The sequence below is a fragment of the Pseudomonas sp. PA-5-4B genome (genome assembly GCF_021606215.1).
Lineage (GTDB): Bacteria > Pseudomonadota > Gammaproteobacteria > Pseudomonadales > Pseudomonadaceae > Aquipseudomonas > Aquipseudomonas edaphica.
The window spans coordinates 270,647-294,549 of the sequence record NZ_WKDB01000001.1 but is presented as its reverse complement, the minus strand read 5'-3'; the positions used below and the strand labels follow the sequence as shown (position 1 = coordinate 294,549).

Annotated in this window: 22 protein-coding genes and 1 other RNA gene; 11 read left to right on the top strand and 12 right to left on the bottom strand. The window is 60.9% G+C overall.

Features of this window, described 5'->3' with window-relative positions; all coding sequences use genetic code 11:
- Positions 1–93: 93 nt before the first annotated feature.
- From GIW28_RS01340 to GIW28_RS01320, 5 genes are read right to left on the bottom strand one after another with little or no spacing between them, the layout of a single operon-like run.
- Positions 94–1,311 (bottom strand): 2-octaprenyl-3-methyl-6-methoxy-1,4-benzoquinol hydroxylase, encoded by a 1,218-nt coding sequence (locus tag GIW28_RS01340; protein ID WP_171045819.1) that lies wholly within the window; start codon positions 1,309–1,311, stop codon positions 94–96.
- Between the two features lie 9 nt (positions 1,312–1,320).
- Positions 1,321–1,806, bottom strand: a complete 486-nt coding sequence (locus tag GIW28_RS01335; RefSeq protein ID WP_236446026.1) for a DUF4442 domain-containing protein — start codon at positions 1,804–1,806, stop codon at positions 1,321–1,323.
- Positions 1,799–2,986, bottom strand: coding sequence for a 2-octaprenyl-6-methoxyphenyl hydroxylase (gene ubiH / locus GIW28_RS01330; RefSeq protein WP_099550295.1), 1,188 nt, complete (start codon positions 2,984–2,986; stop codon positions 1,799–1,801). Before ubiH ends, GIW28_RS01335 begins: the two co-directional genes overlap by 8 nt.
- Positions 2,983–4,305 (bottom strand): Xaa-Pro aminopeptidase, encoded by a 1,323-nt coding sequence (gene pepP, locus GIW28_RS01325; RefSeq protein WP_017135269.1) that lies wholly within the window; start codon positions 4,303–4,305, stop codon positions 2,983–2,985. Before pepP ends, ubiH begins: the two co-directional genes overlap by 4 nt.
- 20 nt (positions 4,306–4,325) lie before the next feature.
- Positions 4,326–4,883, bottom strand: coding sequence for a YecA/YgfB family protein (locus tag GIW28_RS01320; RefSeq protein WP_017135268.1), 558 nt, complete (start codon positions 4,881–4,883; stop codon positions 4,326–4,328).
- Positions 4,884–5,021: 138 nt separating this feature from the next.
- On the opposite strand from GIW28_RS01320, the gene GIW28_RS01315 reads away from it, so the two are divergent.
- The 4 genes from GIW28_RS01315 (at position 5,022) to GIW28_RS01300 (ending at position 6,442) form a co-directional block, all read left to right on the top strand.
- Positions 5,022–5,231 carry a TIGR02449 family protein gene (locus GIW28_RS01315; RefSeq protein ID WP_003177365.1) on the top strand — a complete coding sequence of 70 codons (210 nt, stop codon included), beginning with the start codon at positions 5,022–5,024 and terminating at the stop codon, positions 5,229–5,231.
- Positions 5,228–5,545, top strand: coding sequence for a cell division protein ZapA (locus GIW28_RS01310; protein ID WP_017135267.1), 318 nt, complete (start codon positions 5,228–5,230; stop codon positions 5,543–5,545). Before GIW28_RS01315 ends, GIW28_RS01310 begins: the two co-directional genes overlap by 4 nt.
- Positions 5,546–5,575: 30 nt before the next feature.
- Positions 5,576–5,754: non-coding RNA, 6S RNA (gene ssrS / locus GIW28_RS01305), on the top strand.
- A gap of 58 nt (positions 5,755–5,812) precedes the next feature.
- Positions 5,813–6,442: a 5-formyltetrahydrofolate cyclo-ligase gene (locus GIW28_RS01300; protein WP_099550294.1), complete on the top strand. Its 630-nt coding sequence runs from the start codon at positions 5,813–5,815 to the stop codon at positions 6,440–6,442.
- Between the two features lie 9 nt (positions 6,443–6,451).
- Here GIW28_RS01300 and GIW28_RS01295 read toward each other — a convergent pair whose 3' ends face one another.
- Positions 6,452–6,601: a hypothetical protein gene (locus tag GIW28_RS01295; protein ID WP_087149531.1), complete on the bottom strand. Its 150-nt coding sequence runs from the start codon at positions 6,599–6,601 to the stop codon at positions 6,452–6,454.
- Between the two features lie 194 nt (positions 6,602–6,795).
- On the opposite strand from GIW28_RS01295, the gene GIW28_RS01290 reads away from it, so the two are divergent.
- The 4 genes from GIW28_RS01290 (at position 6,796) to GIW28_RS01275 (ending at position 12,183) form a co-directional block, all read left to right on the top strand.
- Positions 6,796–7,245, top strand: coding sequence for an EVE domain-containing protein (locus tag GIW28_RS01290; protein WP_099550293.1), 450 nt, complete (start codon positions 6,796–6,798; stop codon positions 7,243–7,245).
- 140 nt (positions 7,246–7,385) lie between these two features.
- Complete coding sequence (locus GIW28_RS01285; protein WP_026013547.1) at positions 7,386–8,351, top strand: HlyD family secretion protein; 966 nt, start codon at positions 7,386–7,388, stop codon at positions 8,349–8,351.
- Complete coding sequence (rbbA, locus tag GIW28_RS01280) at positions 8,348–11,065, top strand: ribosome-associated ATPase/putative transporter RbbA (protein ID WP_236446028.1); 2,718 nt, start codon at positions 8,348–8,350, stop codon at positions 11,063–11,065. The genes GIW28_RS01285 and rbbA overlap by 4 nt, the downstream gene beginning before the upstream one ends.
- A complete protein-coding gene (locus GIW28_RS01275) occupies positions 11,065–12,183 on the top strand; it encodes an ABC transporter permease (protein ID WP_138450725.1) in 1,119 nt (372 codons plus the stop codon). The genes rbbA and GIW28_RS01275 overlap by 1 nt, the downstream gene beginning before the upstream one ends.
- A gap of 97 nt (positions 12,184–12,280) precedes the next feature.
- Here the strand turns inward: GIW28_RS01275 and GIW28_RS01270 are convergent, their stop codons facing one another.
- Positions 12,281–12,688 (bottom strand): flagellar basal body-associated protein FliL, encoded by a 408-nt coding sequence (locus GIW28_RS01270; protein ID WP_017135261.1) that lies wholly within the window; start codon positions 12,686–12,688, stop codon positions 12,281–12,283.
- A gap of 150 nt (positions 12,689–12,838) precedes the next feature.
- Here GIW28_RS01270 and GIW28_RS01265 point away from each other — a divergent pair, with 150 nt between their 5' ends.
- Complete coding sequence (locus GIW28_RS01265; protein ID WP_017135260.1) at positions 12,839–13,816, top strand: NADPH:quinone oxidoreductase family protein; 978 nt, start codon at positions 12,839–12,841, stop codon at positions 13,814–13,816.
- Positions 13,817–14,097: 281 nt separating this feature from the next.
- On the top strand, positions 14,098–15,435 hold the full coding sequence (glpT, locus tag GIW28_RS01260) for a glycerol-3-phosphate transporter (protein WP_017135259.1): 1,338 nt from the start codon (positions 14,098–14,100) through the stop codon (positions 15,433–15,435).
- On the opposite strand, the gene GIW28_RS01255 is transcribed toward glpT, so the two are convergent.
- Positions 15,432–16,085: a gamma-glutamylcyclotransferase gene (locus GIW28_RS01255; RefSeq protein ID WP_017135258.1), complete on the bottom strand. Its 654-nt coding sequence runs from the start codon at positions 16,083–16,085 to the stop codon at positions 15,432–15,434. The two genes, glpT and GIW28_RS01255, sit on opposite strands and share 4 nt — an antisense overlap.
- A gap of 26 nt (positions 16,086–16,111) precedes the next feature.
- Complete coding sequence (locus GIW28_RS01250) at positions 16,112–18,493, bottom strand: TonB-dependent receptor plug domain-containing protein (RefSeq protein ID WP_236446030.1); 2,382 nt, start codon at positions 18,491–18,493, stop codon at positions 16,112–16,114.
- A gap of 301 nt (positions 18,494–18,794) precedes the next feature.
- On the opposite strand from GIW28_RS01250, the gene GIW28_RS01245 reads away from it, so the two are divergent.
- On the top strand, positions 18,795–19,271 hold the full coding sequence (locus GIW28_RS01245; RefSeq protein ID WP_017135256.1) for a hypothetical protein: 477 nt from the start codon (positions 18,795–18,797) through the stop codon (positions 19,269–19,271).
- A gap of 123 nt (positions 19,272–19,394) precedes the next feature.
- Here the strand turns inward: GIW28_RS01245 and GIW28_RS01240 are convergent, their stop codons facing one another.
- The 3 genes from GIW28_RS01240 to GIW28_RS01230 are packed head-to-tail and all read right to left on the bottom strand — an operon-like array spanning position 19,395 to position 23,892.
- A complete protein-coding gene (locus GIW28_RS01240; protein ID WP_236446033.1) occupies positions 19,395–20,363 on the bottom strand; it encodes a CDP-6-deoxy-delta-3,4-glucoseen reductase in 969 nt (322 codons plus the stop codon).
- Positions 20,363–21,829, bottom strand: coding sequence for a 4-hydroxy-3-polyprenylbenzoate decarboxylase (ubiD, locus tag GIW28_RS01235; protein ID WP_017135254.1), 1,467 nt, complete (start codon positions 21,827–21,829; stop codon positions 20,363–20,365). Before ubiD ends, GIW28_RS01240 begins: the two co-directional genes overlap by 1 nt.
- 59 nt (positions 21,830–21,888) lie before the next feature.
- Complete coding sequence (locus GIW28_RS01230; RefSeq protein ID WP_236446035.1) at positions 21,889–23,892, bottom strand: acyltransferase family protein; 2,004 nt, start codon at positions 23,890–23,892, stop codon at positions 21,889–21,891.
- Positions 23,893–23,903: the final 11 nt, after the last annotated feature.

Here is a 23,903-nt window from a genome sequence, read left to right as displayed (position 1 = left end):
AGGCGTTACGAGATGTTGCATGGCTGGGATTTGTGCTGGGGCCAATGGCCCCATCGCGGGCAAGCCCGGCTCCCACAGGGTACTCAGGCGCCCTCAGGGTTTGGCCAGCTCCGGGAGGTCGCCGGTCAGGCCCAAGGCCTGGCGGACGAAGATGGCCTTGGCTTCGGGCATCTGGTCGACCATTTTCAGCCCGGCGTTGCGCAGCCAGCGTAATGGCAACTGGTCGGCCTGGAACAGGCGCTCAAACCCTTCCATAGCCGCCATCAGCGCCAGGTTATGCGGCATGCGCCGACGTTCGTAGCGGCTCAATACTTTCACATCAGCCAGGCGCTCACCACGTTCAGTGGCTGCCAGCAGCACCTCGGCCAGCACCGCCGCATCGAGGAAACCCAGGTTTACGCCCTGCCCCGCCAACGGGTGGATCACGTGGGCCGCGTCGCCGATCAACGCCAGGCCTTCTGCCACGTAGCGTTTGGCGTGTCGTTGGCGCAATGGCACGCACACACGTGGATCGGCGCTGAGCACCGTGCCGAGCCGCCCTTCAAAGGCGCGCTCCAGCTCACGGCAGAAGTTTTCGTCGTCCAGCGCCATCAGGCGCTCGGATTCGGCCGGTGTGGTGGACCAGACGATCGAGCACCAGTCTTCCTGCCCCTCGCGCACCAATGGCAGAAACGCCAGCGGGCCAGTGTCGGTAAAGCGCTGCCACGCCGTGCGCTGGTGGGGCTGGCTGCTGCGAACGCTGGTGACAATGGCGTTATGCAAGTAATCCCACTCGCGGGTCGCAGTGCCGGTCAGGCGGCGTACGGCGGAGTTGGCGCCATCGGCGGCGACCACCAGCGGTGCACGCAATGTGCGGCCGTCGGCAAGGGTCAGCAGCCAGTCATCGCCGGAGCGGCGCATCTGTTCCAGGCGGGCGTTGGCCAGCAGGCCCAGGTCGCAGTCATGCAGGCGGTCGAGCAGAGCGTCCTGAACCACGCGGTTCTCGACGATATGCCCGAGCACTTCGGCGTGCACACTGGCCGCCGAGAAGTGGATCTGCCCGGTGCCGCTGCCGTCCCACACTTGCATCTCGCCATAAGGGCTGGCGCGCCGCGATACAATGCCATCCCACACGCCGAGGCGCTCAAGGATGCGCTGGCTCGCGGCCGACAAGGCGCTCACCCGTGGCTCGAAGGCAGCCTCACGGTCAAATGGCTTGACGCTCAGCGGGCTGCCGTCGAGCAGCAGCACCTGCAGGCCACTGCCCTGCAACGCGAGCGCCAGGGCGCTTCCGACCATTCCGGCCCCGACAATCAGCACATCTGCGCGCATGTCCATGCTTTAAGCCTGCTTTGCTGGCGGCTTGCGCCGCACGTAAAGGATTTTGTCGACCCGCGCCACCAGGGTGCCGGAGCCGTCATGAATCTCGACCTTGAGGTGGGGCAGGTACTTCTCGCCACCTTCGGTTTGCCGGCGAATCTCGTCCAGCAAGGCGTCGTCGATGGAGAACTCGGCGTACACCGGGCCTTTGCCCGGCGACACAAAGTCGATGCTCGCGGCCTTGTCCCACACGATGTAGTCGCGGCCCAGGTTCTCCATCAACAGCAACATGTAGAACGGGTCAACCATCGAATACAGGCTGCCGCCAAATTGCGTGCCGACGTAATTACGGTTGTACCAGCCCAAGCCCATGCGCACTTTGACATGACGAAAGTCAGCGCTCATGTGCTGCACGCTTATCCCCGCCCCGAGATAAGGCGGATAAAGGGTCATGACCCAACGCAACAGCCGCGCTTTACCCAAACGTTGGATCAACCACTTACGCATCGGGGCGCGTACCCAAGCCCATGGCCTGACGGGCGAACCAGCGTTTGGCCGGCGGTAGCAGGTCCAGGCCAAGCAGGCCCATGTTGCGGCCCAAAGCCACTAACGGCTGGGCACTGCCAAACAGGCGTGTGACTTGATCGGAGAAGCCCACTGTGAGCTTCTGGTCCAGGTGCTGGCTTTCGCGGTAGCGCTGCAAGGTCGCCAAGTCTCCCGGCACCTGCGGCCCGGCCAACAAGGCTTCGGCCAAGGCATTGGCATCGCGCAGGGACAGGTTGAACCCCTGCCCGGCAATCGGGTGCAGGCTGTGGGCGGCATTGCCGAGGATCGCCAGGTGCGAGCGCACTTGTTCTTCGGCCTCCACCAGCGTCAGCGGGTACAGGTGCCGTGCGCCGACTTGCTTGAGGGTGCCCAGGCGATAGCCGAACACGCCCTGCAGTTCGCTCAAGAAACTGCGCTCGTCGAGGTTGGCCAAACGCTGGGCGTCCATGCCGATGCGCGTCCATACCAGCGCGCAGCGGTTGTCCGGCAACGGCAACAGGGCCATCGGGCCTTCATCGGTAAAGCGCTCGAAGGCCTCGCCGTTGTGGGCTTCGCTGGGGGTGATGTTGGCGATCAGCGCGCTCTGGTTGTACGGGCGGGTTTTCACGCCAATACCTAACTGCTCGCGCAAACCGGAGCGACCACCGTCGGCCAATACCGCAAGGTCGCATTCCAGTACGGTTTCATCGTTGAGGGTCAGGCGATAGCCGTCGGGCAGCGGCTCCATACGCGTGACTTCCGCCGGGCAGCGCCAACTCACCACCTCTTTGTCCAGGCCTTGCCACAGGCACTGTCCGAGCCAGGCGTTTTCCACCACATAGCCGAGGGCCGGCACGCCCTCCTCCATGGCGGACAAGCGCGCAGTCGAGAAACGCCCACGGTCAGACACGTGGATCTGCTTGATCGGCTCGGCGCGGCGGGAGATGTCCTGCCACACACCCAGGCGCTGATAGATCTGACGGGCACCGTAAGACAACGCCGAAGAACGTGCATCGTAGCTCGGTTGGTAAGTGTCGCCTGGGGCAAATGGCTCGATCAGCACGATCTTCCAACCCCGCGCCTTGGCGCCGGCCTGCAAGGCCAACGCCAGGCTGGCGCCCACCAGGCCACCACCGATAATCGCCAGGTTGACCCGGCTCATCGGGCAGCCGCCATCAGCGCTTCGATCTCAGCGACAGTTTTAGGCACACCACCGGTCAGAATTTCACAGCCTTGCTTGGTCACTACCACGTCATCCTCGATGCGTACGCCAATGCCACGCCATTTCTTTGCCACGTTCTGGTTGTCCGGCGAAATATAAATCCCCGGCTCCACGGTCAAGGCCATGCCCACTTCCAGCACTCGCCATTCACCGCCCACTTTGTATTCGCCCACATCGTGCACATCCATGCCCAGCCAGTGGCCGGCGCGGTGCATATAAAAGGCACGGTAGGCTTCGCTGGCGATCAACTCGTCGACGTTACCTTGCAACAGCCCCAACTTCACCAGCCCGGCGGTGATGACCTGCACGGTCGCCTCGTGGGCCTGGTTCCAATGTTTGTTCGGTGCAATCTGGGCGAAGGCGGCTTCCTGGGAGGCCAGCACAATTTCATAGATCGCCTTTTGTTCGGGCGAAAACTTGCCGCTGACCGGCCACGTGCGCGTGATATCGCTGGCGTAGCAGTCGATCTCGCAACCGGCGTCGATCAACACCAGATCGCCGTCCTTGAGCAGCGCGTCATTCTGCTGGTAGTGCAGGATGCAGCTGTTGCGCCCGGCGGCGACGATGGAGCCATAGGCCGGCATCTTCGCGCCGCCCTTGCGGAACTCGTAATCCAGCTCGGCTTCGAGGCTGAACTCATACAGCCCCGCGCGGCTGGCCTGCATCGCCTTGACGTGGGCCGCACAGGAAATTCGCGCAGCCTCGCGCATCACCTTCACTTCTGCCGCCGATTTATACAGGCGCATGTCGTGGAGCAGATGATCCAGGGCAACAAATTCGTTCGGCGGCTGGGCGCCCAGGTGCGCCTTGGAACGGATCACGTTGATCCACTCCATCAGATGCCGGTCGAATTCGGCGTTGCTGCCCATGGCCGAATACACCCGGTCGCGGCCTTCGATCAGGCCGGGCAGGATGTCGTCGATATCGGTGATGGGGAACGCATCGTCAGCACCAAAGTCGCGAATGGCGCCTTCGGTGCCGGCGCGAAGGCCGTCCCACAGTTCGCGTTCGACGTTGCGCTCGCGGCAGAACAGCACGTACTCGCCATGCTGGCGACCGGGCATCAGCACGATCACAGCTTCAGGTTCAGGGAAGCCGCTCAGGTACTGGAAGTCGCTGTCCTGGCGGTAGACGTGCTCGACATCACGGTTGCGGATGGCCACGGCGGCGGCCGGCAGGATCGCGATGCTGTTGGGTTCCATCTGCGCCATGAGCGCCTTGCGGCGACGGGTGTATTCCGCTTTCGGGATATGGATCATGGGCAGATGGGCTTCCTTACTTAGTGCAGCGACGGCTTGGGTGCGGCGGGCTCAGCGGATTTTTTGGTCTCGGTGAACAACAGCAGCGGCGCGACACGCAGGTATTCCATCACTTCCATATAGTCGCCTTCGCCGTCTTCGGATTCTTCCAGGGCATCTTGCACCTGGGAGATGGCCGCCAGGTCTTGCAACACTTCTTTGGCATCAGTGCTCAGTTCCAGGCCCCCGGCATTCACACCGAAGCCGTGCAGGAAACCCTGGCACCATTGGCCCAATGCTGCAGCGCGTTCGGTGAGCGGTGCATCGTCGGTCGGCAGCAGCAGAACGACGGTGACGTCATCACCGGTCAGCTCGCCTTTAACCATCTCTTGCAGGCCGATCAGCGCGTTACGCACGTTCTCGGTAGGTTCGGTTTCCAGCAGCTCGGCCACATCGGCCAGCCAATTGTCGGCATCGAAGCCAACGCCCGTGCAGCTGCGGCCCAACAGCACGCCGTGCAGTTCGGCAGGCGAGCAAGGATGACCGCTGGAGCTCAGCAGTTTGGAAAAAGCGTCGTACGGGGAGTTCTGAATAGGCATGGTGAGCTAGGCGCCAGACGGCGCAATGTCTAGAATGAAGCGCTGTATCCTAGCACCGGCAGACGTACCAAGACTATCGAGGGCGTCAGATCGTTTATCCTGAAGTTGCCATTCATCAGACAAATCCAGTGGAACCCAATGGAAGACACCGACCTGCAAGCGCTGATGGCCAGACTCGAACTGCTAATTGATCGGGTTGAGCAACTTAAGAGTCAAAACGGACTCCTATTAGCTCAGGAAAAGACCTGGCGCGAGGAACGCGCTCACCTCATTGAAAAAAACGAAATCGCCCGGCGTAAGGTCGAATCGATGATTTCGCGCCTGAAGGCCCTGGAGCAAGACTCATGAGTTCAAGCAATAGCGTTACCGTGCAGATCCTCGACAAAGAATATTCGATCATCTGCCCCCAGGAAGAACGCAGCAATCTGGTGAGTGCTGCCCGCTATCTGGACGGCAAGATGCGTGAAATCCGCAGCAGCGGCAAAGTCATCGGCGCCGACCGTATCGCCGTGATGGCCGCACTGAACATTACCCACGATCTGCTGCATAAGCAGGAACGGCCTGACGTGCAGGCCAGCGGCTCGACGCGTGAGCAAGTGCGTGACCTGCTCGAACGCGTGGATCTGGCACTTTCTACCGAGCCAGAGCCACCCAAGGGCTGATTGACGCGTCTGTTTAAGGTATACTCGCCCCACTCCCTGGCGTGTTTGCCAGTCGGCGATGTCCCTGAGCCGATTCGCACTACCCTGGAAGTTGCACGTTGGGCTGGTGTGCATGTCCGCTAGACGGAAAGCCTTAAAGCCTACTGCATCTTCCACCTTGAACTTTCGGGTTCAAGGGCTAAGTCGACAGCGGCTCTGTCGGGGAGCCTGAATTCCCAAACTCAATGCCAGTCCCAGGACTGGCATTGTTTTATGAGCCGAACAACCATGACCGAACCTGCGCCGCTTTCCCGTCCGCAACTTCGACGCATGTTGCGCAAAGCCCGCCGCGCGCTTACGCCGAGCGAGCAGCGCAAGGCCGCTCACGGCCTGTATCGGCAACTGGCACAGCACCCGTTGTTTCGCCGGGCCAAACATATCTCTTTATATCTGCCCACGGACGGTGAAATCGATCCGCGTCTGCTGCTGCGCGCTGCGCAGCGCCGGGGCAAGGCCACTTATCTGCCGGTACTCAGTGCCTGGCCGCGCACCAAGATGGTGTTCCAGCGTGTGCGGCCTGGAGATAAGTTGTTGCCCAACCGCTTTCGCATCCTTGAGCCGCACGTAAATGCCAACCGCCAGCGCCAAGTTTGGGCGCTGGACCTGGTGCTGTTGCCGCTGGTGGGCTTCGATGATGTGGGTGGGCGACTGGGCATGGGCGGTGGGTTTTATGACCGCAGCCTGGCCTACCTGGCTCGGCGCAAAAACTGGCGCAAGCCCACGCTGCTGGGCCTGGCCCATGAATGTCAGAAGGTCGAGCGCCTGGCACAGGCAAGCTGGGATGTGCCATTGGCTGGCACGGTCACCGATAAAAAATGGTATGTCGCAGAAACGTCGCTGGAACCAGCGACGCCTTAAAAAGCAGTGTTAACGCTTGAACGGTTGTGGCTGCTGCTGAGCCAGTTCAACCGGTGCATCGGTCTTGCTCGACCACAAGCTCTGGGCATATCCGGTGGTCACGACGCCCAGGCCAAACAAAATAACCAAAATCCATAGTAAATCCGGTTTACGTTGCATCGATTGCCCCCCTTCAGGCACCTCGTACACGATGACAACAACGTTCCAAAGTAGTCCGTTGCAGCTGCGTCAAGCTTAAAAGCGGGCATTCTGCGGTAACGTGACCCAACACGCAAACCTTGACGCCAACCGACTGTCGGTTTGTCATGGAATTGCCTGACAACTTATCCAATGCCTTTTTCAGGAGCCCAAAAATGGCCTACTGGCTGATGAAATCCGAGCCCGATGAACTCTCCATCAAAGGCCTGGAAAAGCTCGGTGAAACGCGCTGGGACGGGGTGCGCAACTATCAGGCACGCAACTTTTTGCGCGCCATGGCCGTTGGTGATGAGTTTTTCTTCTACCACTCCAGTTGCCCTGAGCCGGGCATTGCCGGTATCGGCAAAATTGTCGAGGCGGCCTATCCGGACCCGACCGCGCTGGAACCCGAAAGCCACTACTTCGATGCCAAAGCCACGCCGGAGAAAAACCCGTGGACTGCACTCAACGTGGCCCACGTCGAGACCTTTGCAAAGGTGCTGGGCCTTGGCTACCTGAAACAACAAACCGCCCTCGCCGAATTGCCGCTGGTGCAAAAAGGCAGCCGATTGTCGGTGATGCCGGTGACGGCCGAACAATGGGCAGCGGTACTCGCCCTGCGCTGAAAAGGCAGAACCCTGCGGTCACACCTGTGATGCATGCATCTGCACGCCAAGCGGGTTAGGCTTGCGCTTCATTTGACCGGTATCAAGACCCTTCGGGCGGTTTCGGTCAAACTAGGATGCTAATGCCGCAGGATGCCGTCATGTCTACGAATCACACTATGTCGCGCCTTTTCGCCGTTGCGCTCATCACCTTGTTGCTGGGTGCCGGCGGCTTCGGTTATTGGCGATCGACTCAGGACCGCCTGCCCGAAGGCCTGAGCATGGGCAATGGCCGCCTGGAATCCACCGAAGTGCAGATCGCCGCCAAGATCCCCGGGCGCCTGGCCGAAGTGCGCGTAGATGAAGGCGACAAGGTGCTCAAAGGTCAATTGCTCGCACGCATGGACACCCGCACCCTTGAAGCCCAGCGCACCCAGGCCGAAGCCGAAGTGCTGCGCGCCAAGGAAAACTTCGCCGCCGCCGAGGCCAACGTACAACTGCGCCAAAGCGAACAATTGCTGGCCCATCAGGAACTCAAGCGCACCCAGGAGCTGTACAAGCGCGGCTTTGCCAGCAGCCAGTTGATCGACCAGCAGCAAGCACGCCAGAACACCGGCAATGCGGCCGTGATCGCAGCGCAGGCTCAGGTCAACGCGGTGAAAGCAGCCATCGGCGCGGCGCAGGCCCAGGTGGCCCAGCTCACCAGCGAAATCGACGACAGCAGCCTGCGCGCGCCCATCGACGGCATCATTCAATTGCGCCTGGCTGAACCGGGTGAAGTGCTCGGCGCGGGCGGCAGAGTTTTACTGCTGATTGACCCGAATGATCAGTACATGAACCTGTACCTGCCCGCCTCCGTCACCGGCCGCCTCACCGTCGGCAGCGACGCACGCATCCTGCTCGACGCCCTGCCCCAGCAACCGTTGCCGGCGAAAATCAGCTTTGTCGCGGCCAAATCGCAATTCACCCCCAAAGAGGTGGAGACCCGCGACGAACGCCAGAAACTGGTGTTCCGCGTCAAGCTGCGCCTGACCCAACCCAGCGCCGTGCCGCAAGCCAAACCGGGCATGCCCGGCGCGGGTTATGTACGCACGGCTGATCTCGACTGGCCGGCCAACCTGCAATGACCGACCTGGCGCTGCACGCCACCGGCATCCAACACCGTTACGGCAAGCAACAGGCGCTGATCGACATTGCCTTCAGCCTGCCGGCGGGCACCCGTTGCGGGTTGATCGGCCCGGATGGCGCGGGCAAGTCAAGTTTGCTGGGGCTGATCGCCGGGGTCAAAAAACTTCAGGCTGGCCAGCTTGAGGTGCTCGGCGGCTCCATCGAAGATCGCCGCCATCGCAATAGCCTGTACCCGCGCATCGCCTTTATGCCCCAAGGCCTGGGCGGCAACCTTTACCCTGAGTTGTCCATCAGCGAGAACATCCGTTTCTTCGCCACGTTGTTCGGTTTGTCCAAAGCCGATTGCGAGCAACGCATGCACAACCTGCTGCTGGCCACCGACCTCGCACGCTTCGCCGAGCGCCCGGCCGGGAAATTGTCCGGCGGCATGAAGCAGAAGCTCGGCCTGTGCTGCGCGCTGATCCACGACCCTGATTTGTTGATCCTCGACGAACCCACCACGGGCGTCGACCCACTGTCGCGGCGGCGTTTCTGGGAGCTGGTCGACACCGTGCGCAGCGAGCGCCCACAGCTGACGCTGCTGGTAGCCACCGCCTACATGGAAGAGGCCGAGCAGTTCGAACATTGCCTGATGCTCGATCGCGGCAAGCTGATCGCCGACGGCCTGAGCCGCGAACTGGCAGCCGTTACACCCAGCGGCAAACTCGATGAAGCCTTTACTCATTTCCAGGGTGACAGCGCCCACAACAACCAGCCGCTGGTGATCCCGCCGCGCGAAAGTGGCAACACGGATATCGCCATCGAAGCCCACGACCTGACGCTGCGCTTTGGGGATTTTACGGCGGTGAACAAGGTCAGCTTTGCGATTGGTCGCGGCGAGATATTTGGCTTCCTCGGCTCCAACGGCTGCGGCAAGACGACCACCATGAAAGTTCTCACCGGGCTGATGCCGGCCACCGAAGGCAGCGCCACGCTGCTGGGTAACCCGGTGAATGCCAAGGATTTGGCCACTCGCAAGCGCGTGGGCTTTATGTCGCAAAGCTTTTCGCTGTACGGCGAACTCAGCGTGCGCCAGAACCTGGTGCTGCATGCGCAACTGTTCGACTTGCCCAAGGCCGACAGCGGCCCGCGTATCGACGAGCTGATCCAGCGCTTCGACCTCGATGAAGTGGCCGAGCAACCCTCCGGCGAGTTGCCCCTGGGCCTGCGCCAGCGCTTGTCACTGGCGGTGGCGGTGCTGCATCGCCCCGAAGTGCTGATTCTCGATGAGCCCACTTCGGGCGTCGACCCCGCGGCGCGGGATGATTTCTGGCGGCTATTGGTTGAGTTGTCCCGCGAGCAAGGCGTGACGATCTTTCTGTCCACCCACTTTATGAACGAGGCCCAGCGCTGCGACCGCATCTCGCTGATGCACGCGGGCAAAGTGCTGGCCTGCGACACCCCCGACGCGTTGCAGCAGCAATTCCACGGCGACACATTGGAGGCTGCGTTCGTCACCTGCCTGGAACAGGCCCAAGGCGAAGCCGAACCTGCCGCACCGAACAAAACTGTCAGCGAAAGCAGCACGCCGACCGTCAGCAAACGCGGCTTCAGCATCGCCCGCCTGCTGGCCGTGGCCAGTCGCGAAGGCAAAGAGCTGTTGCGCGACAAAGTGCGCATGGCCTTCGCCCTGCTCGGTGCGATGTTCATGATGGTGATCTTCGGTTACGGCATTTCCCTGGACGTGGAAAACCTTGCCTTCGCCGTCTACGACCAGGACCAGACTCCGCAAAGTCGCGCCTACCTGGAAGCATTCCGCAGCTCGCGCTACTTCGCCGAACAAGCCCCCATCCGCGATGCCAACGAACTGCACCGGCGCCTGCAACGTTCAGAAATCAAACTGGCGCTGGAAATTCCACCCGGTTTTGGCCGCGACCTGTACGCCGGCCGCCAACCCACCGTGGCTGCGTGGATCGATGGCGGCATGCCGTTTCGCGCCGAAACCAGCCGTAACTACGTCGAAGCGGTGCACCAAGGCAATCTCCAGCAACTGGCCGAACTGAGCAGCCTGCCCGGCAGCACACAAGCCGCCGCCAAGCTGGAAACACGCTTTCGCTATAACCAGGACGTGGTCAGCGTAAACGCCATCGGCCCCGGCGTGATGGCGCTGATCCTGGCGTTTATCCCGGCAATGCTCACCGCGTTGGGCATCGTGCGTGAAAAGGAGCTGGGGTCGATCACCAACTTCTACGCCACGCCGCTGACGCGCCTGGAGTTCCTGTTGGGCAAACAGGCGCCGTATCTGGCCGTTAGCCTGGTGAACCTGGCACTGCTGGTGGCGATGAACCGCTGGCTGTTCGGCGTGCCATTCAAGGGCAGCGGCGTGGCGCTGGCGGTAGGCGGCCTGTTGTATGTACTCGCAACGACGAGCATGGGTCTGCTGATTTCCGCGTTCACCCGCACCCAGATCGCGGCTATCCTCGGCACCATGATCATCACCAGCCTGCCGACCATCCAGTTCTCCGGGCTGATCGTACCGCGCTCGTCCCTGGAAGGCGCGGCCGGGCTGATGGGCACGTTATTCCCCGCCGGGCACTTTCTGGATATCGCAGTAGGCACCTTCACCAAGGCCCTGGACCTGCGCCAGTTGTGGCCGCAATGCCTGGCGCTGTTCGGGTTTTTCGTCGGGTTCACTGGGCTGAGCCTGATCATGCTCAAAAAGCAGGAGGCCTGATGCACAAGCTCGCTCATATCCTGCGCCTGGGCTTCAAGGAATTGACCAGCCTGCGTCACGACAGCGTGTTGCTGCTGTTTTTGTTCTACGCCTTCACTGTCGCGATCTACATGCCCGCCGCTGGCTCGGTCATTGGTGTGCACAACGCCAGCGTGGCGTTTGTTGATGAGGACCACAGCGCGCTGTCGCGGCAAATGGCCGAGGCGCTGCAGCCGCCCGAGTTTCAACCGCCTGCACCACTGGACTACGACCAATTGGACAAGGTCATGGACAGCGGCGAGTACACCTTCGTGATCAATGTGCCAGCCAACTTCCAGGCCGACCTGTTGGCCGGGCGCCAGCCGGGTGTGCAGGTGAACGTCGATGCCACAGCGATGAGCCAGGCATTTATGGGCGCAGGCTATATCGGCCGGATTTTCCAGCGTGAGTTGCAAAGCTACAGCGGGCAAACCGACGCGGCTGGCAAGACGCCTGCGCGGCTGACCACACGGGCGTTGTTCAACACCAACCTGGAAGGCGGCTGGTTTTTGGCGGTGATCCAGATCGTCAACAACATCACCATCCTGGCCATCGTGCTCACCGGCACGGCGCTGCTGCGCGAGCGTGAACACGGCACGCTCGACCATTTGCTGGTGCTGCCGCTGACCGCGCTGGAAATCATGCTGGCAAAAATCTGGAGCAATATGCTGGTGGTGGTGCTGTGTACGTGGCTGTCGCTGGAGCTGGTAGTCAAAGGCTTGCTCGGTGTGCCGCTGGCCGGGTCTTTGAGCCTGTTTTTGCTGGTGACGGCGCTGTACCTGTTTGCGAGTACGGCACTGGGGATCTTCCTCGCCACCCTTGCGCGTTCGACGCCTCAGTTTGGCTTGCTGGCGATTCCGGTGATTATTCCGATGCTGCTTCTGTCTGGCGGCAGTACGCCATTGGACAGCATGCCCGAGTGGTTGCAATGGGTGATGCAAGGCTCACCGTCGACGCACTTTGTGAGTTTGAGTGCGGCCATACTGTTTCGTGATGCGGGCGTGGGTGTGGTGTGGCCGGATTTGCTGGCGTTGGTGGGGATTGGGTTGGTGTTTTTTGCGGTGGCCTTGGCCAGGTTTCGTAAAAGCCTGGCTTCCTGAAGCGTCCGTACTGGCGCCATCGCGGGCAAGCCCGCTCCCACCGTTGGAATGCATTCACCTGTGGGAGCGGGCTTGCCCGCGATAGTCGCGCAGCGACTTACTGGATGATCAAGTTGTTGAACAACAGGTCTTCCACCACCGGCTTGCCGGTCTCGTCATTCATGACTTGCTGGGTTTGCTTCAGGGCTTCCTGGCGCAGCTTTTCTTTGCCTTCGACCGTGCTCATGGCTTCGTTGGTCTGCTGGGTAAACAGCGCCACCAGTTGGTTACGAATCAGCGGGTCGTTGGCTTTGACGGCCGCTGCCGCTTCAGGCCCGGTCACGCGCAGGGCGATGTCGGCCTTGTAGACCCGCAGTTTTGCCGTGCCATCCAGGCCGTAGTTGCCCACAAAGGGTGGGGTCAGGCTGATGTAGCTGACCTTCGGCGCCTCGCCTTCTTTCGCTTCTTCGGCCTGGGCTGCCAACGGCAAGGTCAGGGCGAGCATCAACAGGATCCACGCTTTCACAGTTCATTCCTCGAATTCGGTTGCCGGGTAGCATAACGCTAGCAAGGCTGAGTACAAGCTTATGGCGACTTATCAGGGCCAGGCATGCTCGTTGACCCACGGGCGTACCCTCCTACACTTATCGGCCACGACGCCAAAAGGAATAGTCCGATGAAAGCTGTGCTGTGCAAAGCCTTCGGCCCCGCCGAAACCCTGGTGCTGGAAGAGATCGCCAGCCCCGCGATCAAGAAGAACGAAATCCTGCTGGACGTGCACGCGGCCGGGGTGAATTTCCCGGACACCTTGATCATCGAGGGCAAGTACCAGTTCAAGCCGCCCTTCCCGTTCTCGCCGGGTGGCGAAGCGGCCGGCGTGGTCAGCGAAGTGGGTGAAAAGGTCAGCCACCTCAACGTCGGCGACCGGGTCATGGCCCTGACCGGTTGGGGCAGCTTTGCCGAGCAGGTCGCGGTGCCGGGCTATAACGTGCTGCCGATCCCGCCGAGCATGGATTTCACCACTGCCGCCGCCTTCAGCATGACCTACGGCACCTCGATGCATGCACTGAAACAACGCGCCAACCTGCAACCTGGCGAAACCCTGCTGGTGCTCGGCGCTTCCGGCGGCGTGGGCCTGGCGGCGGTGGAAATCGGCAAAGCCATGGGCGCCCGGGTGATTGCCGCCGCCAGCAGCGCCGACAAACTCGCCGTGGCCAAGGCGGCCGGTGCGGATGAGCTGATCAACTACAGCGAAGCCAGCCTCAAAGACGAGATCAAGCGCCTGACCGACGGCAATGGTGTCGATGTGATCTACGACCCCGTCGGCGGCGACCTGTTTGACCAGGCCGTGCGTGGCATTGCCTGGAACGGACGCCTGCTGGTGGTGGGCTTTGCCAGCGGGCGCATTCCCGAACTGCCGGTAAACCTGGCGCTGCTCAAGGGTGCGTCGGTAGTCGGGGTGTTCTGGGGCTCGTTCGCCCAGCGCCAGCCGCAGGACAATGCGGCGAACTTCCAGCAGTTGTTCACCTGGTATGGCGAGGGCAAGTTGAAGCCGTTGGTGTCGCAGACTTACCCGCTTGAGCAGGCTGCGCAGGCGATCAATGACCTGGGGCAACGCAGGGCTGTGGGAAAGGTTGTCGTCCAGACCCGCTGAATGCGGTTCATGTGGGAGCTGGCTTGCCTGCGATGGCGGCGGGTCAGCTCACACAGCTGCAATTGATAGACCGCTATCGCAGGCAAGCCAGCTCCCACAGTTGATCTCTTTAGGTCTTAAGACCTGATACCGACCCACACTTATCTATTAGCGACATGTTCGTAAGAGAACATGCAATCGCTCCAATTTCCTGTGTTTGCAGATAAGAGGCGATGCTATTTTCGGTAACGAAACTGTAACATTCGCATCCGCAGTCAAAACAAGAAATTTGGAGCTCTTGAATGTTTGCTTTCTTTCGTCCTGCCGCACACCAGGCGCCCCTGCCTGAAGAAAAAATAGACAGTACCTATCGACGGCTGCGCTGGCAGATCTTCGCCGGTATTTTCTTCGGTTACGCGGGCTACTACCTGCTGCGCAAAAACTTCTCGCTGGCCATGCCGTACCTGATCGACGAGGGTTACACCCGTGGCGAGCTGGGCCTGGCAATGTCAGCCATCGCGATTGCCTACGGCTTGTCCAAGTTCCTGATGGGCCTGGTGTCCGACCGCTCCAACCCACGCTACTTCCTGCCCTTTGGCCTGTTGATATCGGCCGGTGTGATGTTCATTTTCGGTTTCGCACCTTGGGCGACGTCCAGCGTAACCATGATGTTCATTTTGCTGTTCATCAACGGCTGGGCACAGGGCATGGGCTGGCCGCCGAGTGGGCGCACCATGGTGCACTGGTGGTCGCAGAAAGAACGCGGCGGCGTGGTGTCGGTGTGGAACGTGGCGCATAACGTCGGCGGTGGCCTGATCGGCCCGCTGTTCCTGCTGGGTATGGCGTGGTTCAACGACTGGCACGCAGCGTTCTATGTGCCGGCGACCGTGGCATTGGCCGTGGCGGCATTTGCCTTCATCACCATGCGCGACACCCCGCAATCGGTCGGCCTGCCGCCCATCGAGCAGTACAAGAACGACTACCCGGAAGGCTACAACGCCAGCCACGAAGACGAGTTCAGCGCCAAGGAAATCTTCGTCAAGTACGTGCTGCGCAACAAAATGCTGTGGTACATCGCCTTCGCCAACGTGTTCGTCTACCTGCTGCGCTACGGCGTACTGGACTGGGCACCGACCTACCTCAAAGAAGCCAAGCACTTCGACGTGGATAAAACCTCGTGGGCGTACTTCTTCTACGAGTGGGCGGGCATTCCAGGCACGCTGCTGTGCGGCTGGATGTCGGACAAGATCTTCCGTGGCAACCGTGGACTGACCGGCATCGTGTTCATGGCGTTGGTCACCGTGGCGACCCTGGTTTACTGGCTCAACCCGCCAGGCAACCCAATGGTCGACATGATTGCGCTGTTCTCCATCGGCTTCCTGATCTACGGCCCGGTGATGCTGATCGGCCTGCAGGCGCTGGAACTGGCGCCGAAGAAAGCCGCGGGCACCGCTGCTGGTTTCACGGGCTTGTTCGGCTACCTGGGTGGTTCGGTGGCAGCGAGTGCGGCCATGGGCTACACCGTGGACCATTTCGGCTGGGACGGTGGGTTTGTGTTGCTGGTGGGCGCATGCCTGTTGGCGATCGCGTTCCTGATCCCGACGCTGTGGCACACCAACAGCGTCAGCGCGGCGCGTTAATTCCCGCCGCAGTCTTTGGCACAACGCTTGAGCCGCGCCTCCAGGTTTTTATCTGGCATGGCGTGGCTACGCAGGGCGTTCACGGTCTGCTCGACATAATCGCGAGTGGTGCCGTAACGCCCGCAAGCACTTTCCAACACGTGGTTAAGCACGATATCGGGCAGGTTGCCAGCATAGCTGGGCAAGTGCCGCTCCAACACAAACCCCAGCGCCTGCACTTGGCTGCCATCTTCCAGGCGGCAGCTGAGCCAGTGCGGTCGGTACGACGGGTAAGGCATCTCGCGCTGCCACAAGGCATAAAGCGAGGCCTCAAGCTGGTCTTCCGGCAAGCGGTAGGCAAACCCGCTGCAAGAACCGCCGCGATCCAGGCCGAACACCAACCCCGGCGACTCCGGCGTGCCTCGATGCTCATGTGACCACAGGTACAAACCCCGGTGATAACCGTGAACCCGTGCGCGCATGCGCTGGGTCGACGAGCATTCGGGACGCCAGATCAGCGAACCATAAGCGAATAGCCAGACCGGCCCGCCCTTATGCCTGGCCATGGTGGCCTGCATCGAACTCATTAATTGCTCGTGAGTCAGTTGCGGCCCCAGATCGAGCCGCGGAGGGTAAGCCAATTGCAACAGATCGGTTTCAATAACGGTCATGGCGGATCGCTTAGGTCCCCTGCGTGTTACCAGTTGTAAGCAACTTTACCGTAATAAAACGCGCCGCTGTAACCGTACGGCGAAAAAGTGCTGTAGGCGAGGTTGCCGCCGCTGCTGGCGTAGGCATTGACCTTCTCCGGGTATTTATCGGTGATGTTGTCGCCGCCCAACGTGAAGGTCCAGTTCTTCAACTTATAGTCTGCCGACAGGTCCAGCACCCAGGCGGCCTTGAAGGTCTGGTCGTTGACCTTGTCGGCCTGGTAGCTGGTGAATTCCCCATAGCGCACCAGGTTGCTGTGCAGCGCCCAACGACCGTAGGTGAAGTCGTTGCCCAGGCTGAGCTTGTGCTGCGGCGTGGTATCGCCCAGCAAACCAATGCGCTCACGGCGGTCTACCCGCACCAGGTTGGCGCCCAGGCTGTCCAGAATCGCCGGGTTGGGCTTCACGTCGGTGACTTTGGTGTGGTTGTAGTTGTAGCCCACGGTGCTGTTCCAGCGGATGCCGTTATCGAACGGGTAGCGATAGTTGGCGACCAGGTCGACACCGTCGGTGCTGGTGTCGGTGGCGTTGGTGAAGTAGCGGGCGCTGGTGTAGTTGATGTTGCCGACGCCATTGGCTTGCAGGTAGGCGATAGTCGCCGGGTTGAGATTGAGGTTGGATGACAAGCTGATGCGGTCGCGGATGTCGATGCGGTACACATCGAGCGTCACCGTCAGGTCATCGGCCGGCTCCAGCACCAGGCCAAGACTGTAATTGCGCGACTTCTCGGCCTTCAGGTCTTCGGCGCCCAACAGGCGGGCGACCTGGCTGTTGGCCGGGAAGGTGCCAGCTTCCTGGATGGTGTTGCCGATCAGCTGTGACGAGGTGTAGGCAAAGTTCTGCTGGGCCAGGGATGGCGCACGGAAACCATTGGAAATGCTGCCACGCAAGGCGACCTGCGGGGTGAAGTCATAACGCGCCGACAGCGAGCCGCTGACGTTGGAGCCGAAGTCGCTGTAGTCCTCATGACGTACGGCGGCTGAGGCGCTGAGTTTTTCGGTGAAGTTGGTTTCCAGGTCCAGATACTGAGCCCAGTTGTGCCGCGAGGTGCTACCGGCGTCGGCATCACGGAACCCACCCAGGCCCGAACTGCCGGTCTGGTAGTAGGACGCCGGCTCGCCCGCTTCAATTTGATAACCCTGGCGCAGGTATTCGCCGCCAAAAGCCAACGACACCGGGTACGGCAAAAAGCCCACGTCGAACTCACGGGACAGGTCCAGGCTGACCTGGCGCTGATCGTTGCTCAAGGTACCGTTGTTAAATTTGCGCGGAGTGACCATGCCGAGTGAGGTGTTGATGGTTTCGGTGCCCAGTTCGTACTGGTTCTTGCCATAGTTGGCCGACAGGTCGTAATGCCAATCGTAGGCCAGCAAGCCGCGCAGGCCGACCACCAAGGACGTGTCTTCAAGATTGCCCTTGATCAAAGGCAGGTAGCCATTGGGGTTGAGCGCCGGGATGTTGTTGGACGCGTTGCTCGCCCGATAGAACGCCGCCGTTTCGCCACGACGCTTGCTGTAACCGCCGAAGGTGTAGAACTCGGCTGCATCGTTGAAGGAATATTCGGAGTTGAACTGGAATTTGCCTTCATTGGTGGCCGGCTCGCCCTGACGAAACACGCGCTGACCATAGGTGGTGGAACCCACGCTGCCAGGGCGGAAATCGTCGCCGGCGCGGTTGGTGTAGTCGTTGTCGGCGCCTTCGCCCGAAACGTTGATAAAGCCGTTTTGGCCCAAGGCAAACCCGGTGTTGCCGCTGACGTTGCGCTGGATGCCGTCACCCTTCTTGTACTCGCCAAATTTGGTCGAGACAGAGCCGCCGTGGTCGTCGTGCTTGAGGATCACGTTGATCACCCCGGCAATCGCGTCCGAGCCATAGCGCGCCGACGCGCCGTCGCGCAGCACTTCGATATGGTCGACCGCCGACAGCGGGATCGCATTCAAATCCGCTGGCGCCGAACCGCGCCCCACGGCCCCGCCCAGGTTGACGAAAGCACTGGTGTGGCGGCGTTTACCGTTGACCAGCACCAACACCTGATCCGGCGACAAACCGCGCAACTGCGCCGGGCGTACCAGTTCGGCACCGTCCACCAGACTGGGGCGCGGGAAGTTGATGGAAGGAATCAGACGCGCCAACACCGCGCCCAGCTCATCGGAGCCGGTGCTGCGCAATGTGTCACCGGAAATGACATCGATGGGCGACAACGAAGCACTGGCGGTGCGCTCTTGGGCACGGGTGCCGGTGACGATCACGGTGTCGAGTTTTGGTGCATCGGCGGCTGTTGCGTCCGCCCAGACCGGATTGAATCCCACAGCAGTCAGCAAATTGGCCGACAAAATAGCTGTGTACGCATGTTTCTTGTAACTCCCCATACCGCTCCCCTGCCATTCAAGCCCGGCAATCAAAAAATCAAAGCTTCAATGCTCTGAGTTCACACGATCGGTCCGGCTGGCGGGCGGTAGCGGTCAGTTACTGGTTATTGACGATAAGGCGGTAGTCCGTTGTCTTATAGCTTAATGAGATTATTCCTACATCTAAAATACCTTAATTGCATAAGCATAGGCGGCCGTGTTTTCAGCGCTGGTTCAGGTCATGCCCAACATAAGCCGCCAAACTGCAGATGTTTAGCGACCCACATTAGCCGCTTCTTCAAACGACTATCGAGGTCGAACCATGAAATACCTTTTTTCCGGTCTGCTGCTTTTGCTGCAAACCACCACTGCTCTGGCTTCCGAGGCCGCCGCCAATGACGACAAAGGTTTCTGGTACGCCCAGACCAGTGTCTACACCAAGCATTTTTCGCCGGACCCAAAGCACAACAACAATCAGGACTTGATCAACCTGGAACGTAACGAGGCGTCGGGGTTGGTGTATGGCGGGGCGACGTTTCGCAACTCGTTCAGCCAGCGCTCGTATTACGTCTACGCCGGCAAGCGTTACGATATTGGCGACTCACCGTTTTATATGAAGGTGACCGCGGGCGCGCTACAGGGCTATCGCGGTAAGTACCGCGACAAAATCCCGCTCAACCGTTATGGCGTTGCACCGGCGATCATTCCGTCTGTGGGGGTTCACTTCGGCCCGGTGGCCAGTGAGTTGGTGTTACTGGGGTTCAATGCGGCGATGCTGACGGCAGGCGTGCGTTTCTAGGAACGCCGCCTACCCATGTGGGAGCTGGCTTGCCTGCGATAGCGGCGGGTCAGCTAACACACCTGCAACTGATACACCGCTATCGCAGGCAAGCCAGCTCCCACACTGGTTCAGCTCAAGGCTTCAAGGGCGTGGCGCGTAGGCAAACACATCGGCGCGCATCTGGTGTGCATCCATACCTGCGTCGACCAATGCGTCCAGCGTGCCGTAGATCATCGCCGGTGAACCACTGGCGTAAACGTGCACGGCCTTGAGGTCGCTGATGTCTTCACACACGACCTCATGCAGCAGCCCGCAGCGCCCTTCCCAACCGCACAGGTCGCTGACCACTTTGTGCAGGAACAGGTTGGGCAGTTGCTGCCATTGCTCCCAGTGTTCGATTTCGTAGAAGTCTTCCGGGCGGCGCACGCCCCAATACAGGTGCACAGGGTACTTGAAGCCCGAGGCGCGGCAATGTTCGATCAGGCTGTGCATCTGCGCCATGCCGGTGCCGGCAGCGATCAACACCAGCGGCCCGTCCGGCAGTTCGGCCAAGTGAGTATCACCAAACGGCAGTTCAACACGGGCCATCTGGTTACGCTGCAACTGCTCGATCAAATTGCGCGCACTGTCCTCGCGAACCAGCACATGCAGTTCCAGCTCGCGCCCGGCATGGGGCGCCGAGGCCAGGGAAAACGCCGATTTATCGCCGTTGTCACGCTCGATCATCAGGTATTGCCCGGCGTGGTAACGCACCGCCTTCCCGGCCGGCGCACGCAAGCGCACGCGCCATACATCGCCGCCGACGTCCACGCACTCACTCAATTGGCACGACAACTTGCGCAACGGCAACTCTCCCGGCGCCAGCACGCCATCCCACAACACAATGCAATCTTCCAACGGCTCGGCGATGCAGGTGTAGAACTCACCATGGTCGCGCACCTCACCGGCTTGCTGCACCCGGCCTTCCACCAGCAGCGCGGCGCACACATGGCACACGCCATTGCGACACGCCTGTGGGCATTCGTAGCCCAAGCGACGCGCGCCTTCAAGGATTCGCTCACCAGGGACCAGCTCCAGTACGGCGCCGGAAGGTTGCAGGGTTACACGCATCAATCTATTCCCAATTCTTTCCAGATCGCATCAACACGTGCGGTCACAGCGTCATCCTTGACGATCACCCGACCCCACTCGCGGGTGGTCTCACCCGGCCATTTGTGGGTGGCATCCAGGCCCATCTTCGAGCCCAGGCCCGATACCGGCGAAGCAAAGTCGAGGTAGTCGATCGGCGTGTTATCGATCATCACCGTGTCGCGCTTGGGGTCCATGCGCGTGGTGATGGCCCAGATCACGTCGTTCCAGTCCCGGGCATTGATGTCGTCGTCAGTGACGATAACGAACTTGGTGTACATGAACTGTCGCAAAAACGACCACACACCGAGCATTACCCGCTTGGCATGGCCTGGGTACGACTTCTTCATGGTCACGATGGCCATGCGGTACGAGCAGCCCTCGGGCGGCAGGTAGAAGTCGGTAATTTCCGGGAACTGCTTTTGCAGGATCGGCACAAACACTTCGTTGAGCGCCACACCAAGGATGGCCGGCTCATCCGGCGGGCGGCCGGTGTAGGTGCTGTGGTAGATCGGTTTGATGCGGTGGGTGATGCGCTCGACGGTGAACACCGGGAAGCTGTCGACTTCGTTGTAGTAGCCGGTGTGGTCACCGTAAGGGCCTTCATCGGCCATTTCGCCCGGATGAATCACGCCTTCGAGGATGATTTCGGCGGTGGCCGGCACTTGCAGGTCATTGCCACGGCACTTCACCAGCTCGGTGCGGTTGCCGCGCAGCAGGCCGGCGAAGGCATATTCGGACAGGCTGTCAGGCACCGGCGTCACGGCGCCGAGGATGGTCGCCGGGTCGGCGCCCAGGGCCACGGACACGGGGAACGGCTTGCCTGGGTGCTTTTCGCACCACTCACGGAAGTCCAGCGCGCCGCCACGGTGGCTCAGCCAACGCATGATCACCTTGTTGCGGCCGATCACTTGCTGACGGTAGATCCCCAGGTTCTGGCGATCCTTGTTCGGGCCTTTGGTGACGGTCAGGCCCCAGGTGATCAGCGGGCCGACATCGCCCGGCCAGCAGGTCTGCACCGGCAACATGGCCAGGTCGACGTCATCGCCTTCGATGACCACTTCCTGGCACACCGCGTCCTTGACCACTTTGGGCGCCATGGCAATGATCTTGCGAAAGATCGGCAGCTTCGACCAGGCGTCCTTGAGGCCCTTGGGTGGCTCGGGCTCCTTGAGGAAGGCCAGCAACTTGCCGATCTCGCGCAGCTCGCTGACCGACTCGGCGCCCATGCCAAACGCAACACGGTCGGGCGTGCCGAACAGGTTGCCGAGCACCGGAATATCAAAGCCGGTCGGGTTTTCGAACAGCAGCGCCGGGCCCTTGTTGCGCAAGGTACGGTCGCAAATCTCAGTCATTTCCAGCACCGGGGAAACCGGCACCTGGATACGTTTCAACTCTCCGCGCTGCTCAAGTTGCTGCACGAAATCCCGAAGATCCTTGAATTTCATTAACCATGCCACCCGTAAAATAGGCGTACATCCTACCTGCTCTTAAGAGCGCTGGCAGCTTATTGCACGTCATTGCGACTCACACCCGACTCAACGGACTCATTACGCATGGTGTGGAAGAAGGGCTCAAGGAACCCTTCCACATAACGCGTGCCTACGGCCGAGAGGTGGTTGTCATCGGTATACAGCGACTGGCCATCGCGCTCGACCCGGCACCAGCCATTCGTCTCGCACAGCTTGGGCGCGGGGTCCATGAGTTGCACACCGGGGTCTGCCGCGGCGATGCGCTCAAAAACGCTGCTGATATAGGCCTGGCGCTCGACGTGCTCGGCCAGGGGCAAGCCTTCGCGGTCGGTCGGGCGTCCCAGCATCGCCAGGCGGCTGAGCCGGTAAGGCACGTTGAAAGCCTGCAGCGGTACCTCCTTGACCAGCCACACCCTGTGCCCGCTGGCACGCAGTTGCTGCACCAGCGCACTCACACCCTCGGCAAACAGCCGTTCAGCGACGGCGCGGTCGTACTTGCCCGTTTGCGGGTCATGAAGGGAAGCGCCGGTGTCGCCGGAGCGCTGGCCATAAACGTAAAGGCTCCAGCGGGCTACCAGCACCACATCACTGAACTGTTCCTTGCTCAACAACTGGGTGACACGCTCGTTGAACGCTCGGCAGCCTGGGGTGTTTTCTTTGCGGTCGAACGGCAGGCACCCGGCGTAACCGGCCTGAGTGATGCCGAAGTCGTACTTGCGCGAGCCGTCGTTCAACGCCGGGATGAGTGCCGAGGCATGGCTGTCGCCCCAGACCAATGCGCGGGCAGCACTCGCCTGCGGGCCAAAATGGCAAAGTTTGCGGTTCGGGTCTTTCTTGTCATCCGACAGGCACTTAATCAGCGTGGGGCTCCAGGTATACACTTGGGCAAACTGTAGTGCCTTGGGCGACAGCCGCGATGCAAACCCATCCGACCACACCAGGCCTTTGCCGATCAGACCCAGGCCGGCGAGCCCGACCACGCCCGCGATCAGAATCGACCGACGACCCGCCAGCAGGCGCCGCTCACGAAACGGCCCCTCGACGAACCGCCAGGACACATAACCCAGCACCAGGCTCAAGACGAACAGACCCGCCAGCGCCCAGGAGGGCAGGCCAAAAATACTCGCGTACTTGCCAAACACCAGCACCGGCCAGTGCCACAGGTACCACGAATAGGAAATCAGCCCGATGCCCACCAGCACGCGACTGCCCAGCAAGCGCCCTACCCAGGTTGGGTGTTGGCCGTTAGCCCAAATCAACCCCACCACACCCAATACAGGCAACAAAGCCGCCGCCCCAGGGAACGCGGTGTTGGCGTTGTAGCCCAATACCGCCACCAGAATCAGGCCCAGGCTGAACAGACTCACAGCTTGCGCCAACAGGGGACTTGCGCGCCCTGCCCGCACTGGCATCACAGCCAGCATGGACCCGGCCAACAATTCCCAGGCACGCATGGGCAGCAGGAAGAAGGCTTTGTCCGGCTCATTGGCCACCGCCCACACGCTCGCCGCAAACGACACCAGCAGCAACACAAACAAGGCGCTGCGCCACTGCTTCAGCCAGCTCGACAACAGCGCCAGCAAGAGTGGGAAGGCAATGTAGAACTGCTCTTCAACCGACAGCGACCAGGTGTGCAACATCGGCTTCATGTCGGAGGCCGTGTCGAAATAGCCGTCCTGGCGCATGAAGAACAGATTGGAGATGAACACCACTTGGTTGTGTATCGAGCGTCCCAATTCCGAATAGTCTTTGGGCGCCATTAAGAACCAGCCAGCCACCAATGACGTAAACATCATGACCAGCAAAGCCGGCAGGATACGCCGTGCCCGTCGCGCCCAGAAATCGACGAAGCTGAAACGCCCCGCTTCACGCTCGCGCCAGATGATCGAGGTAATCAGGAAACCTGAAATCACGAAGAACACATCAACGCCGACAAAACCGCCAGTAACGCCGGGAACCCCAAAATGGAACAAAACCACAGCCAGGACAGCAATGGCGCGCAGGCCATCAATGTCTCTTCGGTAAGCAAGAGCGGTCATAAATCGTAATC

What these genes read in the sequence shown, in the direction of transcription:
- GIW28_RS01250 (WP_236446030.1), bottom strand. Translation starts at nt 18,493, where the DNA reads ATGGGGAGTTACAAGAAACATGCGTACACAGCTATTTTGTCGGCCAAT.
- GIW28_RS01295 (WP_087149531.1), bottom strand. Translation starts at nt 6,601, where the DNA reads ATGCAACGTAAACCGGATTTACTATGGATTTTGGTTATTTTGTTTGGC.
- ubiD (WP_017135254.1), bottom strand. Translation starts at nt 21,829, where the DNA reads ATGAAATTCAAGGATCTTCGGGATTTCGTGCAGCAACTTGAGCAGCGC.
- GIW28_RS01335 (WP_236446026.1), bottom strand. Translation starts at nt 1,806, where the DNA reads ATGCGTAAGTGGTTGATCCAACGTTTGGGTAAAGCGCGGCTGTTGCGT.
- GIW28_RS01245 (WP_017135256.1), top strand. Translation starts at nt 18,795, where the DNA reads ATGAAATACCTTTTTTCCGGTCTGCTGCTTTTGCTGCAAACCACCACT.
- GIW28_RS01265 (WP_017135260.1), top strand. Translation starts at nt 12,839, where the DNA reads ATGAAAGCTGTGCTGTGCAAAGCCTTCGGCCCCGCCGAAACCCTGGTG.
- rbbA (WP_236446028.1), top strand. Translation starts at nt 8,348, where the DNA reads ATGACCGACCTGGCGCTGCACGCCACCGGCATCCAACACCGTTACGGC.
- pepP (WP_017135269.1), bottom strand. Translation starts at nt 4,305, where the DNA reads ATGATCCATATCCCGAAAGCGGAATACACCCGTCGCCGCAAGGCGCTC.
- ubiH (WP_099550295.1), bottom strand. Translation starts at nt 2,986, where the DNA reads ATGAGCCGGGTCAACCTGGCGATTATCGGTGGTGGCCTGGTGGGCGCC.
- GIW28_RS01230 (WP_236446035.1), bottom strand. Translation starts at nt 23,892, where the DNA reads ATGACCGCTCTTGCTTACCGAAGAGACATTGATGGCCTGCGCGCCATT.
- GIW28_RS01300 (WP_099550294.1), top strand. Translation starts at nt 5,813, where the DNA reads ATGACCGAACCTGCGCCGCTTTCCCGTCCGCAACTTCGACGCATGTTG.
- GIW28_RS01240 (WP_236446033.1), bottom strand. Translation starts at nt 20,363, where the DNA reads ATGCGTGTAACCCTGCAACCTTCCGGCGCCGTACTGGAGCTGGTCCCT.
- GIW28_RS01290 (WP_099550293.1), top strand. Translation starts at nt 6,796, where the DNA reads ATGGCCTACTGGCTGATGAAATCCGAGCCCGATGAACTCTCCATCAAA.
- GIW28_RS01275 (WP_138450725.1), top strand. Translation starts at nt 11,065, where the DNA reads ATGCACAAGCTCGCTCATATCCTGCGCCTGGGCTTCAAGGAATTGACC.
- GIW28_RS01285 (WP_026013547.1), top strand. Translation starts at nt 7,386, where the DNA reads ATGTCTACGAATCACACTATGTCGCGCCTTTTCGCCGTTGCGCTCATC.
- GIW28_RS01310 (WP_017135267.1), top strand. Translation starts at nt 5,228, where the DNA reads ATGAGTTCAAGCAATAGCGTTACCGTGCAGATCCTCGACAAAGAATAT.
- GIW28_RS01320 (WP_017135268.1), bottom strand. Translation starts at nt 4,883, where the DNA reads ATGCCTATTCAGAACTCCCCGTACGACGCTTTTTCCAAACTGCTGAGC.
- GIW28_RS01255 (WP_017135258.1), bottom strand. Translation starts at nt 16,085, where the DNA reads ATGACCGTTATTGAAACCGATCTGTTGCAATTGGCTTACCCTCCGCGG.
- GIW28_RS01340 (WP_171045819.1), bottom strand. Translation starts at nt 1,311, where the DNA reads ATGCGCGCAGATGTGCTGATTGTCGGGGCCGGAATGGTCGGAAGCGCC.
- GIW28_RS01315 (WP_003177365.1), top strand. Translation starts at nt 5,022, where the DNA reads ATGGAAGACACCGACCTGCAAGCGCTGATGGCCAGACTCGAACTGCTA.
- glpT (WP_017135259.1), top strand. Translation starts at nt 14,098, where the DNA reads ATGTTTGCTTTCTTTCGTCCTGCCGCACACCAGGCGCCCCTGCCTGAA.